Genomic DNA, 15,471 nt, shown 5'->3' with positions numbered 1-15,471 from the left:
CCTAGTTCTTCCCGCCGGGAAGCCACTCGTCAATCCTTGCCTTCAGGTCCCGCAACTGGTCTTCCCCTGAATCCCGGATTTCCGAAATCTTCTTGCGTGCTTCTTCGACGTGTTCTTCCAGCGCCTGAATGCGCTCGGAGAAATCTTTCTGGATTTCAGCCTCTGCCTGGTCGTCCTGGGCTTTTGCCATCCTTTCTTCAGCATCGGCCTGCAGGCTCTGGATCTGTTTGCTCCAGTACTCGGTCTGGGTTTCCAGTTTTTTCTGCAATGACTCCTTCAGTGACATGGAATGCTCCTTGGAGTGAATGTTGGATGCAATGTTAAAGCTTTCACTTCCATCATGGCTGCATCTGATGACATCTCAAGGTCAAGTGCCCTAAAAGAGGATTAATAAGAGGTCATGTGCGGGAGTTGGCCTGTTTGGCCATAAAAAAGCCGGGACCTGTTGGCCCCGGCTTCTTTGTGGTGCTGAAACACCGTCTGGATCAGAACAGCACGCGGCAGCGGATGGTGCCTTTGACTTTCAGCAGTTTCTCAAGTGCCAACTCGCCGTACTCCTTGTCGACGTCGATCACCACGTAACCAATGTCTTCCTTGGTTTGCAGGTACTGGCCACAGATGTTGATGCCGTTTTCCGAGAACACCTGGTTGATTTCCGACATCACGCCCGGCACGTTTTCGTGGATGTGCAGCAGGCGGTGCTGGTTCGGATGTGAGGGCAGGGCCACTTCCGGGAAGTTCACGGAAGAGACAGACGTGCCGTTGTCGCTGTACATGGCCAGCTTTTCTGCCACTTCGCGGCCAATGTTTTCCTGTGCCTCAATGGTGGAGCCACCGACGTGCGGAGTCAGGATCACGTTGTCGAACTCGCGCAGTGGAGAGATGAACTCTTCATTGTTGGACTTGGGTTCAACGGGGAAGACATCAATGGCGGCGCCCAGGAGCTTGCCACTGCCCAGGGCATCGGCCAGGGCGTCAATGTCTACCACGGTACCCCTGGAAGCGTTCATCAGGATGCTGCCCGGCTTCATCTGGGCAAACTGCTCGGCCTTGAACATGTACTTGGTGGACGGCGTTTCGGGAACGTGCAGGCTGATCACATCGCAGGTGTTGAGCAGCTCCTGCAGGGTGCCTACCTGGGTGGCATTGCCGATGGACAGTTTGGACACCACGTCGTAGAAGTACACGTCCATGCCCAGGCCTTCGGCCAGCACGCTGAACTGGGTGCCGATGTTGCCATAACCGATGATGCCGAGCTTCTTGCCACGGATTTCGTAGCTGTCCTTGGCGGACTTCAGCCATTCACCACGGTGGGCCTTGGCGTTTTTCTCAGGTACGCCGCGCAGCAACAGAATCGCCTGGGCCAGAACCAGCTCCGCCACACTGCGGGTGTTGGAGAAAGGTGCGTTGAAAACAGCGATACCGCGACGGGTGGCCGCCTGAAGGTCAACCTGGTTGGTGCCAATGCAGAAACAGCCCACCGCTACCAGCTTCTGGGCAGCGTCGAATACCTTCTCGGTCAGCTGGGTGCGTGAGCGGATACCCACGAAATGAGCGTCGGCGATTTTCTCCACCAGCTCGTCTTCGGCCAGTGAATGAGTCAGGAATTCGATGTTGGTATAGCCTGCGGCGTTCAGGGTATCAATGGCGGACTGGTGCACGCCTTCCAGCAGCAGGATGCGGATTTTGCTCTTTTCAAGAGACGTATTTGACATGGGCTTGCTTCCGAACCTTTCGTCACATGAAATGACCCGTGAGGACCGCTGTTGGCGGGCGGGCTCACAGAACAGGGGCGGTATGATACCATAAACGCAGATTTTCACAGCGCGTCGGACCACCTGAATCAACTCTGCCTACCGGCGCCCTGATTAACCCTTTGCGAGACCGGACTATCCATGAATCCTGAACAGATCGTTGCCTCCCTCAAAGCCCTGATGGAAGCGGGCCAGACCCCCGGAAAAGTGCTGACTGACGCGGCCGACCTGGAAAATTACGGCAAGGACTGGACGAAGATCTATCCACCCAAGCCCGTGGCCATTGTTTTGCCCAAGACGACGGAACAGGTGCAGGCGCTGGTGAGGTTTGCCAACGAGAACCAGGTGGCTCTGGTGCCTTCTGGTGGGCGCACCGGCCTGAGTGCCGGAGCCGTGGCGGCCAATGGTGAGGTTGTGGTGGCGTTTGACAACATGAACCAGATTCTGGACTTCAGCGCCAGCGATCGCACCGTGAAGTGTCAGGCCGGGGTAGTGACGGAACAACTGCAGACCTACGCCGAAGACAACGGCTTGTATTATCCCGTGGATTTCGCCTCGGCCGGTTCCAGCCAGCTTGGCGGCAACCTCTCCACCAACGCCGGTGGTATCAAGGTAATCCGCTACGGCATGAGCCGGGACTGGGTGGCTGGTCTGAAAGTGGTCACCGGCAAGGGGGATATCCTCGATCTGAACAAAGATCTGGCGAAGAACAACACCGGGTACGACCTGCGCCATCTGTTTATCGGCGCGGAAGGCACTCTCGGATTTATTACCGAGGCCACCATGAAGCTCTCTCGCAAGCCGGATAATCTGACCGTGCTGGTGCTGGGCCTGAACGACCTGACCAACACCATGGACGTGCTGCAGGCGTTCCAGAAGCAGATCGATCTGACCGCCTACGAGTTCTTCTCCCATCAGGCCATGGGGCATGTACTGGCCCATGGCCAGGTGCAGGCGCCGTTCGAAACCGAGGCTCCGTACTACGCGCTGCTGGAATTTGAGGCGGTGTCCGACCAGGTGATGGACGATGCCATGGCGCTGTTCGAACAGTGCGTGGAAAACGGCTGGGTGCTGGACGGCGTTATCAGCCAGAGCGAAACCCAGGCCCTGAACCTTTGGCAACTGCGGGAGCGCATTTCAGAGTCCATTGCACCGCGTACGCCGTATAAGAACGATATCTCTGTGGTGGTTTCCAAGGTGCCAGGGTTCCTGCAGGAAATCGACGCGGTGGTCACCGAGCACTACCCGGATTTCGAGATTATCTGGTTCGGCCACATCGGCGACGGCAACTTGCACCTGAACATCCTCAAACCGGAAGACCTGGCCAAAGAGGATTTCTTTGAGAAATGCCAACAGGTGAACAAATGGGTCTTCGAGATTGTCGAACGTTATCAGGGCAGTGTGTCTGCCGAGCATGGTGTCGGCATGACCAAGAAGCCGTATCTGGAGTACACGCGCAGCGCCGCTGAAATTGCCTACCTGAGGGGCATCAAGCAGGTGTTCGACCCCAAGGGTGTGATGAACCCCGGCAAGATATTTGACTGAAGGCGTTCAGGCGATGCGGGTGGTGGCTCCTGGGAGCGACCTGAATGGTAGAGCAGCTTTCCGAGTGTGAAGGCGACTGTTTTCTCCTGACCCCCAACCGGTCCATGAACTGGCGGGGCAATATCCGCATTTGGCTTGCGGCTGTGTTGCTTTCGCTGGTTATTTCCACTGGCATGCTACTGGCCGGAGCATGGCCGGTATTGCCGTTCGCGGGTCTTGAGTTGACCGCATTGGCGGCGGCGTTCTACTACACTTCCCGTCAGTGCCAGAGGCGCGAAGTGCTCACGTTCGCACCGGAGCTGATCCGCCTGGAAAAAGGCCTGACCCAGAAGGAGCGGGAATGGGAGCTGCCCCGGCGCCACACCCGCGTATGGCAGGACATGCCACGCCATCCCTGGACTCCCCCAAAGCTTCACCTGCAGTTCCGGGGCGAGGAAATTTCCCTCGCACCCTTCCTCAATATCGATGACACCGAGGAACTGGTTGCTATCCTGGAGAGGCATGGGCTGAGGGTGGAAAAACGGCGCAGGCCGGAGAAGCGCTGGTTCTGACTACATTCATCTGACAATCAAAGTGTTGCTGTATGAAAGATCACATCGTTGTGCTCAGCGGCGCCGGTATGAGCGCCGAAAGCGGACTCTCCACGTTTCGCGATAATGGCGGCCTGTGGGAACAACACAGTGTCTATGATGTGGCGACGCCAGAAGCCTTTGCCCGAAACCAGGAACTGGTGCTGCGCTTCTACAACGAACGCCGGCGGCAGTTGAAGTCGGCACAACCAAATGACGCCCACCGCTTGCTGGCGGAACTGGAGCAGCATTACCGGGTAACGATCATTACCCAGAACGTGGACAACCTGCATGAGCGGGGCGGCTCCAGCAATGTTATACACCTGCACGGCGAACTCACCAAAGCCCGCAGTTCGACGCATCCGGAACTGATTTACGACATCGGATTCAACGACATACAGCCTGGAGATACCTGTGATCGCGGCTCCCAGCTTCGGCCGCACATCGTATGGTTCGGCGAGGAAGTGCCGATGATCGAGGCCGCAGCGGAGATCGTGCCCACCGCAGATCATCTGCTGATTGTGGGCACGTCCCTGCAAGTCTACCCCGCAGCCGGGCTGGTGGATCTGGTGAATTTCGATGTGCCGGTAACGGTCATCGATCCTGGTGAACCGGCGAGCCTTTCGAGGGCGAAGGTTATTCGCAAGGGCGCCGGTGAGGGCGTTGCGGAGTGGATGAAGGGGCTGGGGTTATAACGCCAGATACTCCTCAAGTTCTTCCCGAAATGCTGCTTGCACCCCCAAACGCTTCATCATCCAGTAATGGCCGGCAATCATTCGGTCAATGAAGATGCTCTCTACCGGCGGCTTGAAGTAGTCCAGGTACTTGAACACGGTGGTGGTTTTTGCAGCGACGTCCTTGTGCAACTCAGACTCGGCAAAGTCGTAGGGGGTGTCACTGTCAAAGGGCTGAATCAGAATGTCCCGCCACATGGCATAGTAGGCTTCGTCCACCGCCGGCTGTGATTCCACGCGAGCACCAAGGGCGATCAGGTGGCGATCCAGGGCGGCGTAATCCTCTTCCAGGGCGGAGACCAGGGCGTTGCGATAGGCCTCGACGATTTCCGGCTTCAGCTTTTTCACGCAACCAAAGTCATAAAGGATGATGGTGCCATCGGGCCGGTAGGCGAAATTGCCGGCGTGGGGGTCGCCATGGATGCACTGGTAGCGGAAAAGCTGGTCCGCCATCATGGTGAAGATGCGGTGCCCGATCAGGTTGATGGTGTCCTGATCGTATCTTGCGGGGGTTACCTCGCTGATATGGTCGCCTTCCACCAGCTCCATGGTCAGTACCCGCCGGGACGAGTGGCTGGCAAAGACGGTCGGGATCTCGATCCAGTCGTCACTGGCATGGAATGCCTGGAATTCCTTCAGGTTGCGGGCCTCGTTCTCGTAATCCAGTTCCTCTTTGAGCCGCACCCGGATTTCGCCGAACAGCTGGTCGACGTGCTCTTTCGGCATTTTCAGCAGGCCGCCCAGTTTCAGGGCCATTCGTAGCTGTTTCAGGTCGCTGTCGCAGGATTCGTCCACGCCGGGGTACTGAACCTTGACGATGACATCGGTGCCGTCGTGCAGGCGGGCCCGGTGAACCTGACCGATGGACGCCGCTGCGTAGGGTTTTTCCTGCAGGTATTCGAACAGTTCTGACACCGGTTTGCCCAGTTCGCTCTCCACCTGACCGACAATTACCTCGAACGGCATGGGCGGAGCCTCTTTCTGAAGCCGCTCAAGGGCATCCGAGAATTCCCGGGGCAGAAAGTCCTGGGTCTGGGAGGCAATCTGGCCGACTTTCATGACCGCGCCCTTGAGCTCACCCAGGGTATCGACAATCTGGTCCGCCATGCGGGTATAGCTCTCAGAGCGGGCGCCCTCGTTGTCTTCCTCGCTGCGGAATATCCGGCGCGCACGCTGCCCGGCATACTGACCGGCCACGGACGCCGTCATGCCTGCCAGTCTGAAGAATCGTCCGCTGCGTGTGGTAACCGGTTTCTTTGCCATGCCTGTTATACGTCCTGAAGAGCCGATGGACCTGAGGAGGATCGCAATGTCCCATGCCCAGCCTAGAGCACGGTGGTCTCCACAAACAAGGCGTCTTCCAGTTCCAGAGACAATATCTGGCCGGATTCCAGGGGGCCAACGCCTTTTGGTGTACCGGTAAGAACCACATCGCCGGGCATCAGGGTGAATTGGGTGCTCATGTGGGCGATCAATGGCACGATCGGGTTCAGCATATCCCGGGTATCACCGGTTTGCTGGCGTTCGCGGTTGATGTCGAGGGTAAAGGTGAGATGGTCTCGGCGGAGACGGTCGATACACACGAAGGGCGACAGTGGGCAGGCACCGTCAAAGGCCTTGGCGCGTTCCCAGGGCTGGCCTTTCTCTTTGAGCCGGGATTGCACGTCTCGCAGCGTCAGGTCCAGCGCCAGGCCGTAGCCAAGGATAGCGGCTTCGGCGTCGCTGGCCGACGCATTGGTCAGTGGGCGGCCGATCAGCACGGCCAGCTCGGTTTCAAAATGAACCGCGCCCTGGTTGCGTGGGAAGTCCAGGGGGCGGGTGATGTGCACCGCGGAGGTTGCCGGTTTGATAAACAGCAGGGGCTCATCCGGAACCGGGTTGTTCAGCTCCCGGGCATGTTCCGCATAGTTACGACCGATGCAGACGATTTTGCCCAAGGGCAGGTTAACCGGTGTTCCGTCTTTCCAGTGGTGCTGATAGTCAGGCATGGCCGCTCCCGTCGTGCGTTATGGAAGGGAGCGAGGCGCTCCCTAATCACCCTCAAAAGAGCAAACAGTATAAACCTTCAACTCCTCTTCCTGCAGCTTGCGTGAGCCCCCCAGGTCGGGGAGGTCAATCATGGCAGCCACTTCGACGATCTCGGCGCCAATTCTGCGAATGAGCCGTGAGGCGGCCAGCATGGTGCCGCCGGTGGCGATCAGGTCGTCCACCAGCACCACGTTGTCGCCGGGCTTGAAGGCGTCCTTGTGCAGTTCCACCGAGGCGGTGCCGTACTCCAGTTCGTAGTCTTCCACCAGGGTATCGAACGGCAGCTTGCCTTTCTTGCGGATCAGTACCAGCGAGGCGTTCAGCTCATAGGCCAGGGCGGAGCCGATGATAAAACCACGGGCATCTACGGCGGCAACGGCATCAATATCGTGGCCGTGGTAGCGGTGAACGAAGGCATCAATCAGCTTGCGGAACGCGGTGCGGTCCTGGAGCACGGTGGTGATGTCGCGGAAGGCGACGCCTGGCTTGGGCCAGTCTGGCACGGTGCGAATGGCTTTCTTGATGCTTTCTGAAAAATAGTCCATAGCGTGTCCAAGCGCTGAAAGCGCAGCTTAGGCTGCGTCCAGGAAGATGAATTTCAGGATAAAGACCACGGCGATGATGACCACGCTGGGGTTCAGGTCCGACCAGCGGCCGCTCAAGGCCTTGAGGATGGCATAGGTAACGAAGCCCAGGGCAATGCCGTTGGCGATCGAGAAGGTCAGCGGCATCATCAGGGCGGTTACCACTGCCGGTGCGGCTTCGGTGACGTCGTCCCATTCGATCAGCTTCAGGCCGCTGGCCATCAGCACCGCGACATAAAGAAGCGCCGGAGCGGTGGCGTAAGCCGGAATAATACTGGCAATGGGCGAGAGCAGCAGGCACGCCATGAACAGCGCCGCGACGACCACAGCGGTCAGGCCGGTGCGGCCACCGGCGGAGATGCCGGCGGTGGATTCGATGTAGCTGGTGGTGGTGGAGGTGCCGAGGGCAGCGCCGGACATGGTGGCTACGGAATCGGACATCAGCGCACGGCCCAGCCGTGGCAGTTTGCCGTCCTTGTCCAGCAGGCCACCGCGCTGGGCGGCGCCGATGAGGGTGCCGGAGGTGTCAAACAGGTCTACAAACAGAAAGGCGAAAATCACGCTGATCATGCCAATGTTCAGCGCCCCTGCGAGGTCCAGCTGCATGAAGGTCGGCGCCAGACTTGGGGGCGCGGACGCAAAACCATCGTACTCCACCATGCCCAGCCCCATGGCTGCTGCTGTCACGGCAATGATCCCGATCATCACCGCACCGGTGATCTTGCGGAAGGACAGAGCACAGATCAGCACGAAACCGCCGAAGAACAACAGGCTCTCAGCCACTTTCACGTCACCCAGACCAACCAGGGTGGCGGGGTTATCAATCACGATGCCGGCATTTTTCAGCGCGATGAGCGCCAGAAAGAAGCCAATGCCGGCGGAGATGCCAAAACGCAGGGACATGGGAATGCTGTTGATGATCCATTCCCGGACTTTGAAGATACTCAGCAGGAAGAAGATAAAGCCGGAAATGAAGACAGCACCCAAGGCCACCTGCCAGCTATAGCCCATGCCGCCAACAACGGTGAACGAGAAGAACGCGTTCAGGCCCATGCCCGGCGCCAGCGCGATCGGGTAGTTGGCCCAGAGCCCCATGATCAGGGTGCCTATGGTGGCCGCCAGGCAGGTCGCCACGAATACCGCGCCGAAGTCCATGCCGGTAGCCGAGAGAATGCTGGGATTGACCACGATGATGTAAGCCATGGTCAGGAAGGTGGTAAAGCCCGCTAGTACCTCTTTGCGAACTGTGGTGCCATTAGCCTGGAGCTTGAATAGTCGTTCTAGCATGACGTATGCCTGCCTTACAGGGTGCTGAATGGGGGTTGAATGAACCGGTTTCAGGAATTGGGTGAAAAAACGGCAATGTTACCGGCTGGAGGCGAGAACGCCAAGGGACGATTGATCATCGGTAGCCTCATTGCACTGTTCGCCTGTCCCGCTGGAGGCGGATGTCGAAGCGCACAGCCAGCAGTCGGGTGATGAAAATAAACAAGAGGCCAATGGTCATGGCCAGGGATTCGCTCTCCAGCAGCCACTGGCAAACAAAGTATAGCCAACAGCCGGCGAAGGATATGGACGCGTAGATCTGGTCTTTGCGGAAAATCAACGGCACCTCATTGCAGAAGGTGTCACGCAGGGCACCACCAAAAGTACCGGTCATCACGCCCAGGAGTGACGCCACAAACCAGGAGTGGCCCAGGTCCAGAGCCAACTGCGCGCCGAGGATTGTGAAAACACCCAGGCCGAGGGCATCAGGAAGCAGGATGCGCGATTCGCGGATACGCTCGACACGGTGCCAGTAGCTGAACACAACGGCCATGCAGAGGATCAGGATAGGTTGCTCCTGATGCTTGATCCAGTACAACGGGTGATTATCCATCATCAGGTCACGAAGGGTTCCTCCCCCCAGGGCGGTCACGAATCCGATGGTGAAAACGCCCACCGGGTCCATGTTCTTGGATCGGGCGATCAACATGCCGGAGATCGCAAAGGCAATCACACCGGTCATTTCCAGCACGTAAATTATGTCAAACATCTCTGGCCCTAAGCCGCGTATTGCGAACGCTGTGATCCGTTCCCGCTTTTTGAAGCGTGTTTGAGGCATATCTTGAAGCTGTTACGCGTATTGAGCAATGACTATGTCTCTGATTCGTCTGGCCTATGCCAGTGAGTCATTTTTCCGATCAGAATAAGTCCAGCTAATCCGGAGAGATTAGATTTCTTTATTTGCTTCATGATCCGACTCTGTTTAGGTTGATAACCATCCATTGATGTTGTCCTCTATCGACCGTCCAAATATCGACTGTCCTACAACGGAGTCACGAATATGAGAGCGATCCTCTGCAAGGAATACGGCCCGGCGGAGACGCTGGTGATTGAAGACGTCACCAGCCCCGTCGTGAAAGGTCACGGGGTCAAGGTGCGCGTTAAGGCTGCCGGCCTGAACTTCCCGGATACCTTGATCATTGAAGGCAAGTACCAGCTCAAGCCCACCATGCCGTTTTCTCCCGGTGGAGAGATGTCTGGCGAGGTAATTGAAATCGGCGAGAAAGTCACTCGCTTCAAGCCGGGTGACCGGGTTGCCGGCCTCACCGGCTACGGTGCCTTTGCCGAAGAGGTGGTCGTCCCGGAGCAGAACATCCTGCCCATTCCCGAATCCATGTCCGACGAAAAAGCGGCTGCTTTTTCCATGGTCTATGGCACCTCGTATTACGCTCTCAAGCAACGCGCCAATATCCAGTCGGGGGAAACTCTGTTGGTGTTGGGTGCCAGCGGCGGTGTTGGCCTGGCAACGGTGGAACTGGGTAAAGCCATGGGCGCCCATGTGATTGCGGCAGCCAGTACGGCAGAGAAGCTGGCGGTGGCGAAAGAGGCCGGTGCCGACGAGCTGATCAACTACACCGAAGAGCCGTTGAAAGACGCGGTTAAACGCCTGACCAACAGTAAGGGCGTGGATGTGATCTACGATCCGGTCGGCGGTGATTTTACGGAGCAGGCGTTGCGCGCCATGGCCTGGAACGGCCGTCACCTGATCATCGGCTTCGCGGCTGGCGATATCCCCAAGATTCCGGCGAACCTGACGCTGCTGAAGGGTTGTTCGGTGGTCGGTGTGTTCTGGGGCAGCTTCACCCAGCGTGAGCCGCAGAACAGTGCCCAGAACATGATGGAGCTGCTGAAGCTGTTCTCTGAGGGCAAGATTAATCCACGAATCAGCGAAGTCTATGACTTCGAGGACTATGAGAAGGCTCTCGGAGCGCTGACCGGTCGGACTGCTACGGGGAAGGTTGTCCTTAAGGTCGGTTCTTAAAGCCGGCCCCTAGCCTGTTTGTTTCGGTGGATGCATCGGTGGGGAGCCCCTCCCAAAAAACGCTTCAAGCACATCCATGTGCGCTTGGGCTCCGCCATCCATGGCTCCGCACATTTTTGGGAGGGGCTCCCCACCGATGCAGGCAAGGCATGGGAGGTATGCCTTAGATCCAGAAAACCTCAGAACCGAACCTTTCCGGCATCAATCTCGGTAACCAGCTCGGAGGTCAACCGGGTATAACCATCTGTACCGGGTAACCAGGCGTAAACTTCCTCCCCAGGCTTGTCGATGGAATAACCGGCTTTCTGGATGTCCACCTTGCGGTACTTGAAGGTCCCCGTTTTCTCGATGGCACTGGTTACCCGCACAAACACCGGAATCGCATAGGGCGGCAGGTTGTCGCTCAGGTATCGGAACAGCCGGTTCACATCAAATGCCTGGCCATTGGCATGGGGAACCAGCGTTACCATGCCGGCCTTGCCGTTGGTGCCCGGGATCTCCACCCCATAGACAATGGCTTCCTCCACCATATTGGAACCGTCGATGATGTTCTCCACCTCGGTGGTGGATACGTTTTCCCCTTTCCAGCGAAAAGTGTCGCCCATACGGTCCACGAACTGCAGGTGTCCGCAGCCGATTTCTTTTAGCACGTCACCGGTGTTGAACCACTGGTCGCCTTTCTTGAAGGCGTCCCGCAGGATCGATTTTTCCGTGGCTTCTTTCTGGGTATAACCCTCGAAGGACCACTTCTTGGTGATCTCGCCGATCAGCAGGCCCGGCTCGCCCTTTTCGACTTCCTGCATGAATCCGCTGTCGTTCCGAACCGGGTCGCGGGTGCCGTCGTGGAATTTGACCAGTTTGTAGGGGGCGGTGGAAAAGCCAACGGTGTTGTCCAGGTTGAAGAAATTGCTGAAGCCGATGTTGCCCTCGCTGGAGGCATAGAGTTCCGCCACGGTTTCGATACCAAAGCGTCCCTTGAACTCCTTCCAGATGGACGGGCGCAGGCCGTTGCCGATCATCTTGGTGAGGTTGTGATTGCGGTCCTGTTCGCTGGGGGGCTGATTCAGCAGGTAACGGCAGAGTTCGCCCACGTAGCCGAAGGTGGTTGCCTGGAAATACCGCACGTCGTCCCAGAACGCGCTGGCGGAGAATTTTCGACGCAGGGCAATGGCAGAGCCACCGGCCATCACGGATCCCCAGCACACCAGCAGGGCGGTGCCGTGGTACAGCGGAAGGGTGCAGTAAAGGACATCGTCCGGTTTCATGTCCAGGGACATCATGCCGAACCCGCCGTAGGCTTTCATGAACTTGCGGTGGCTGCCCGGCGCCGCCTTGGGTAAGCCAGTGGTGCCGGAGGTGAACAGGTAGATGGCGGTGTCACCCATAGTGGGCGGATCGGCCGGCTTGGGGGCCGTATTCCGATGGGCGCTGACCGTTGCCGCCATGTTCACATAGCCCTCCGGTGCATCGCCGAAGATGTTCATGGTGTTGGTATCGGCCAGGAACAGGAATGGGTTGGGGTGGCTGGTCCTGATATCGGCTTTCACGCCGTCAAAGGCCTCCACCAGTTCCTCGCCCACAACGACCATTTTAGGACTGACCAGATTGATGCTGTGTTCCAGTATGCGCCCCTTCTGGGAGGTGTTGAGCATGGCACAGGCCACGCCCACCTTGGCGGCACCGGCGACCACGGCGAGCAGCTCCGGGCGGTTTTCCAGGAATACGGCGATGGTATCGCCCCGGATAAGGCCCTCTGTCTTCAGGAAACCGGCAATGCGGTTGGCCCAACCGTTGAATTCCCGCCAGGTAATGCTGCGGTCTTCGAACAGGATGGCCGGGCGGTGTCCGTATTTTTCGGCGTTGCGGTCCACCAGGGTGCCAAGGGTCAGGTCCTTGTTCTCGTTTTTGACCGAGTAGTAGTAATAGCCCTTGGCAATGGCGGGAAATCGCCGGAGTATGCCCGGCAGGCTGCGAGCAATGTCACGTGGGGATACGTTGTCCTGGGTCATAGGGTCATCCGTCAGGGTCAGTGTGAAACGTTGTTGTTTGTTTTGCCCCCGGACAACGAATGGCTCCGGGGTTAATCCAGAAACAGGTCCGGCAGCAGGGGCTTGTCGCCTGGCTGGTACCGGTAGTGTTCGAAATCCGTTACGCCGTCGGCCCTGAGCACGTCCTCATCGATCAGGGACTGACCGGTCATTGCCCCGGCAGGACGGCTGAGGACGCTCAGTGCGGCGTCCGCCATGATGTCTGGCTTGCGGCCCTGGGCCATCATTTGCGGGCCGCCCACTTCAAACTCAATGGCGGCCGTGGCGATTAACGTTTTAGGCCACAGGGTGTTCACTGAAACCCCGTAACGCCGAAACTCCTCGGCCATACCCATGCTCAGCATGGTCATGGCGTACTTGGTGGTGGTGTAGGGTCCATACTGGGCGAACCACCGGGTATCCAAATTCAAAGGCGGCGACAGGCTCAGGATATGGGCCTGGTCGGACTCCTTCAGCCAGGGCAATGCCGCCTGACTGCAGAGGAATACGGCGCGAGCGTTGACCTGATGCATCAGGTCGTACCGGCTGACCTTCAGGTTCTCGACGCCGGTCAGTTTGATGGCGCCCGCGTTGTTTACCAGCGCATCAATGCCGCCAAAATGGTTCGCAGCTTCATCTATCCGCTGGCGCACCAGTTTTTCGTCTCGCACATCCAGCACCAGTGGCAGGGCCTGGCCACCTGCCTGTCGAATTTCCTCCGCCACGCTGTGTATCGTGCCCGGCAGCTTTGGATGCGGTTCGTCGGATTTTGCGCCGATCACCACATTGGCACCTTCTCGGGCACAGGCAAGGGCGATGGCTCGCCCGATGCCCCGGCTGCCTCCGGTTATAAAAACGGTTCTGTTCTTCATTGTGCTCATTGTCCGGCCTCCTCTGAGGTGGCGTCTGTGGCAGTGATCTCTACCAGTAACTGGCTGCGTTTTACCTGGTCGCCTTTGGTGGCCAGTATCTCGCCGACCGTGCCATCGCGGTCGGCTTTTACCGGATGCTCCATCTTCATGGCCTCCAGGATGACCAGGGTGTCGCCCTGTTTCACCGCCTGGCCGGCCTGGACCAGAACATCAATAATGGCGCCGTCCATGGTGGCCTTGATACGGCCACTGCCGCTGGCGGCGGCACCGCTGGCCGGCTGGTGGGTCACGTCACGCACTGCCAGTGCCTGCCCGAACGCCTGCAAATATAGGTGATCGCCCTGGCGGTGATATTGGCATCGCTGACGAACGCCGTTGTCGATAATGCATAACAGGCCATCGCCCATGCTTTCAAGGTCGAGCTCGTATTGCTCTTCGCCCAGGGTCACGGTGACATGATTGCCGGCGCGGCGGACCAGCAGTTCCAGGGTTTTATCGCCGGTATCCAGCTTCATCGGACTGACGGTCGAGGGTGCGTTGCTCCAGGCGTTATTGAGGTTGGCCCGAACGTCAGGACGGCCTGAATTGCCATGGCTGAACACGCAGGCTGCCAACGCGAGCTCGCGGATGCTGATGTCTTTTGGTGCCAGGGATGGATCGTCTCTGAACGCCTGTTGCAGGAAGGCGGTGGTGGCCTCGCCTTCGCCGAAGGTGTCGTCCGCGATGATGCGGCTCAGGAAATAACGGTTGGTGGTCACACCGAATACAGTGGTGTCTTCCAGCGCCCTGAGCAGCCGACGACGGGCTTCGTTGCGATTGGCCCCCCAGGCGATCACCTTGGCCAGCATGGGATCATAGTGAGGCGTAATCGAGTCCCCGGAGCGCACGCCGGTATCACACCGCAACCCTTCGCCTTCCGCAGGCTGGAACTGGTGCAGCGGCCCGGTTTGCGGTGTGAAGCCGTTGGCTGGGTCTTCTGCGTAAAGGCGCACTTCAATGGCATGGCCGTTCAGCTGGATCTGGTCCTGTGTTAGCGGCAGCGCCAGGCCCTCGGCAACGGAAAGCTGCCAGGCCACCAGATCCTGCCCGGTGATCAGTTCGGTCACGGGGTGCTCCACCTGCAGGCGGGTGTTCATTTCCAGGAAGTAGAAGTTGCGGTCCTTGTCGACGAGGAACTCGACCGTACCAGCACCTTCATAGCCACAGGCCAGCGCCGCCTTCACGGCAGCTTCGCCCATGGCCTGGCGCAGTTCGGGTGTTACAAACGGAGAGGGTGCCTCTTCGACGACTTTCTGATGGCGCCGCTGAACTGAACAGTCCCGTTCACCGAGATACACCGCGTTACCGTGTTGGTCTGCAAATATCTGGATTTCGATATGGCGGGGTTCAATAACCGCCTTCTCCAGAATCAGCTCACCATCGCCAAAGGCCTGCTTGGCTTCGGAGCGAGCCCGCTGAATGTTATCGGCCAGTTCCGCTGCCTTTTCCACCAGACGCATACCACGGCCACCCCCGCCGGCAGAGGCCTTGATCATCAATGGGTAGCCGATATTTTCGGCGGCGTTGATGAGTTCTTCGTCGCTGGCATTGTCGCCTTCGAACCCGGGCACCACCGGCACACCGGCTTCCTGCATGGCAATCTTCGACCGCCGCTTACTGCCCATCAGCTCAATAGCCGCCTCCGGCGGCCCCACAAACACTAGGCCGGCGTCTTTGCAGGCCCTGGCAAACCCGGAATTCTCCGACAGGAACCCGTACCCCGGATGCACACAATCCGCCCCGGTTTTCCGCGCCGCCTCAATAATCGCCTCTGCGTTCAAATACGACGCCGATACCTGAGCCGGTCCGATACACACCGCCTCGTCGGCCAATTCCACGTGCAGGGCCTTGGCGTCTGCCTCGGAATACACTGCCACCGTCCGGTATCCCAGCGACTTCGCGGTTTTGATCACCCGTACGGCGATTTCGCCTCGGTTCGCTATCAGGAGCTTTTTTAGCATTTTTGCTGGTCTCATGGTTGGGTGGTTATCCGCTTTGGTGGGAGGGAGGCC

General features: G+C 58.5%; 14 protein-coding genes. 4 read left to right on the top strand and 10 right to left on the bottom strand.

The features are described from left to right. Position 1: 1 nt before the first annotated feature. Positions 2 to 286, bottom strand: coding sequence for a hypothetical protein (locus tag ACTRWH_RS20280; protein ID WP_007154450.1), 285 nt, complete (start codon positions 284 to 286; stop codon positions 2 to 4). 199 nt (positions 287 to 485) lie between these two features. Further along, complete coding sequence (serA, locus tag ACTRWH_RS20275) at positions 486 to 1,715, bottom strand: phosphoglycerate dehydrogenase (protein WP_036209606.1); 1,230 nt, start codon at positions 1,713 to 1,715, stop codon at positions 486 to 488. A gap of 180 nt (positions 1,716 to 1,895) precedes the next feature. Here serA and ACTRWH_RS20270 point away from each other — a divergent pair, with 180 nt between their 5' ends. The 3 genes from ACTRWH_RS20270 to ACTRWH_RS20260 are packed head-to-tail and all read left to right on the top strand — an operon-like array spanning position 1,896 to position 4,563. Continuing rightward, the gene (locus ACTRWH_RS20270) at positions 1,896 to 3,299 is read left to right on the top strand and encodes an FAD-binding oxidoreductase (protein WP_036209609.1); all 1,404 of its coding nucleotides are present in this window, start codon (positions 1,896 to 1,898) and stop codon (positions 3,297 to 3,299) included. Positions 3,300 to 3,343: 44 nt separating this feature from the next. Continuing rightward, the gene (locus ACTRWH_RS20265) at positions 3,344 to 3,850 is read left to right on the top strand and encodes a DUF2244 domain-containing protein (RefSeq protein ID WP_126811951.1); all 507 of its coding nucleotides are present in this window, start codon (positions 3,344 to 3,346) and stop codon (positions 3,848 to 3,850) included. 32 nt (positions 3,851 to 3,882) lie between these two features. Next, positions 3,883 to 4,563: an SIR2 family NAD-dependent protein deacylase gene (locus ACTRWH_RS20260; protein WP_041332385.1), complete on the top strand. Its 681-nt coding sequence runs from the start codon at positions 3,883 to 3,885 to the stop codon at positions 4,561 to 4,563. On the opposite strand, the gene ACTRWH_RS20255 is transcribed toward ACTRWH_RS20260, so the two are convergent. The 5 genes from ACTRWH_RS20255 to ACTRWH_RS20235 all read right to left on the bottom strand — a co-directional run bounded on the left by ACTRWH_RS20255 (position 4,558) and on the right by ACTRWH_RS20235 (position 9,249). After that, positions 4,558 to 5,865, bottom strand: coding sequence for an ABC1 kinase family protein (locus ACTRWH_RS20255; protein ID WP_091640919.1), 1,308 nt, complete (start codon positions 5,863 to 5,865; stop codon positions 4,558 to 4,560). The two genes, ACTRWH_RS20260 and ACTRWH_RS20255, sit on opposite strands and share 6 nt — an antisense overlap. A 62-nt stretch (positions 5,866 to 5,927) precedes the next feature. Next, a complete protein-coding gene (locus tag ACTRWH_RS20250) occupies positions 5,928 to 6,590 on the bottom strand; it encodes a fumarylacetoacetate hydrolase family protein (RefSeq protein WP_126811953.1) in 663 nt (220 codons plus the stop codon). A 42-nt stretch (positions 6,591 to 6,632) separates the two neighbouring features. Next, positions 6,633 to 7,175: an adenine phosphoribosyltransferase gene (locus ACTRWH_RS20245; protein ID WP_036209624.1), complete on the bottom strand. Its 543-nt coding sequence runs from the start codon at positions 7,173 to 7,175 to the stop codon at positions 6,633 to 6,635. Between the two features lie 27 nt (positions 7,176 to 7,202). Further along, a complete protein-coding gene (locus ACTRWH_RS20240) occupies positions 7,203 to 8,501 on the bottom strand; it encodes an NCS2 family permease (protein WP_036209628.1) in 1,299 nt (432 codons plus the stop codon). A gap of 127 nt (positions 8,502 to 8,628) precedes the next feature. Then, complete coding sequence (locus ACTRWH_RS20235) at positions 8,629 to 9,249, bottom strand: trimeric intracellular cation channel family protein (RefSeq protein ID WP_041332388.1); 621 nt, start codon at positions 9,247 to 9,249, stop codon at positions 8,629 to 8,631. A gap of 291 nt (positions 9,250 to 9,540) precedes the next feature. On the opposite strand from ACTRWH_RS20235, the gene ACTRWH_RS20230 reads away from it, so the two are divergent. Then, positions 9,541 to 10,521 carry a zinc-binding dehydrogenase gene (locus ACTRWH_RS20230; RefSeq protein WP_462826783.1) on the top strand — a complete coding sequence of 327 codons (981 nt, stop codon included), beginning with the start codon at positions 9,541 to 9,543 and terminating at the stop codon, positions 10,519 to 10,521. A gap of 179 nt (positions 10,522 to 10,700) precedes the next feature. Here the strand turns inward: ACTRWH_RS20230 and ACTRWH_RS20225 are convergent, their stop codons facing one another. The 3 genes from ACTRWH_RS20225 to ACTRWH_RS20215 all read right to left on the bottom strand — a co-directional run bounded on the left by ACTRWH_RS20225 (position 10,701) and on the right by ACTRWH_RS20215 (position 15,420). Beyond that, positions 10,701 to 12,530, bottom strand: coding sequence for a long-chain-acyl-CoA synthetase (locus ACTRWH_RS20225; protein WP_462826782.1), 1,830 nt, complete (start codon positions 12,528 to 12,530; stop codon positions 10,701 to 10,703). Between the two features lie 71 nt (positions 12,531 to 12,601). Next, entirely contained in the window at positions 12,602 to 13,429 is an 828-nt protein-coding gene (locus ACTRWH_RS20220) for an SDR family oxidoreductase (protein ID WP_075196556.1), read from the bottom strand. Continuing rightward, positions 13,426 to 15,420, bottom strand: coding sequence for an acetyl/propionyl/methylcrotonyl-CoA carboxylase subunit alpha (locus tag ACTRWH_RS20215; RefSeq protein WP_379867358.1), 1,995 nt, complete (start codon positions 15,418 to 15,420; stop codon positions 13,426 to 13,428). Before ACTRWH_RS20215 ends, ACTRWH_RS20220 begins: the two co-directional genes overlap by 4 nt. Between the last annotated feature and the right edge of the window lie 51 nt (positions 15,421 to 15,471).

This window comes from Marinobacter sp. G5_S1_61_S3, from assembly GCF_054968585.1.
The sequence above is the reverse complement of the archived record's forward strand: the minus strand, read 5'-3'. Positions and strand labels throughout refer to the sequence as shown.

Bases quoted from the DNA above. Each gene is read 5' to 3' on its own strand.
- ACTRWH_RS20245 (WP_036209624.1), bottom strand. From the start codon at position 7,175: ATGGACTATTTTTCAGAAAGCATCAAGAAAGCCATTCGCACCGTGCCA.
- serA (WP_036209606.1), bottom strand. From the start codon at position 1,715: ATGTCAAATACGTCTCTTGAAAAGAGCAAAATCCGCATCCTGCTGCTG.
- ACTRWH_RS20230 (WP_462826783.1), top strand. From the start codon at position 9,541: ATGAGAGCGATCCTCTGCAAGGAATACGGCCCGGCGGAGACGCTGGTG.
- ACTRWH_RS20250 (WP_126811953.1), bottom strand. From the start codon at position 6,590: ATGCCTGACTATCAGCACCACTGGAAAGACGGAACACCGGTTAACCTG.
- ACTRWH_RS20225 (WP_462826782.1), bottom strand. From the start codon at position 12,530: ATGACCCAGGACAACGTATCCCCACGTGACATTGCTCGCAGCCTGCCG.
- ACTRWH_RS20240 (WP_036209628.1), bottom strand. From the start codon at position 8,501: ATGCTAGAACGACTATTCAAGCTCCAGGCTAATGGCACCACAGTTCGC.
- ACTRWH_RS20280 (WP_007154450.1), bottom strand. From the start codon at position 286: ATGTCACTGAAGGAGTCATTGCAGAAAAAACTGGAAACCCAGACCGAG.
- ACTRWH_RS20255 (WP_091640919.1), bottom strand. From the start codon at position 5,865: ATGGCAAAGAAACCGGTTACCACACGCAGCGGACGATTCTTCAGACTG.
- ACTRWH_RS20215 (WP_379867358.1), bottom strand. From the start codon at position 15,420: ATGCTAAAAAAGCTCCTGATAGCGAACCGAGGCGAAATCGCCGTACGG.
- ACTRWH_RS20235 (WP_041332388.1), bottom strand. From the start codon at position 9,249: ATGTTTGACATAATTTACGTGCTGGAAATGACCGGTGTGATTGCCTTT.
- ACTRWH_RS20260 (WP_041332385.1), top strand. From the start codon at position 3,883: ATGAAAGATCACATCGTTGTGCTCAGCGGCGCCGGTATGAGCGCCGAA.
- ACTRWH_RS20220 (WP_075196556.1), bottom strand. From the start codon at position 13,429: ATGAGCACAATGAAGAACAGAACCGTTTTTATAACCGGAGGCAGCCGG.
- ACTRWH_RS20265 (WP_126811951.1), top strand. From the start codon at position 3,344: ATGGTAGAGCAGCTTTCCGAGTGTGAAGGCGACTGTTTTCTCCTGACC.
- ACTRWH_RS20270 (WP_036209609.1), top strand. From the start codon at position 1,896: ATGAATCCTGAACAGATCGTTGCCTCCCTCAAAGCCCTGATGGAAGCG.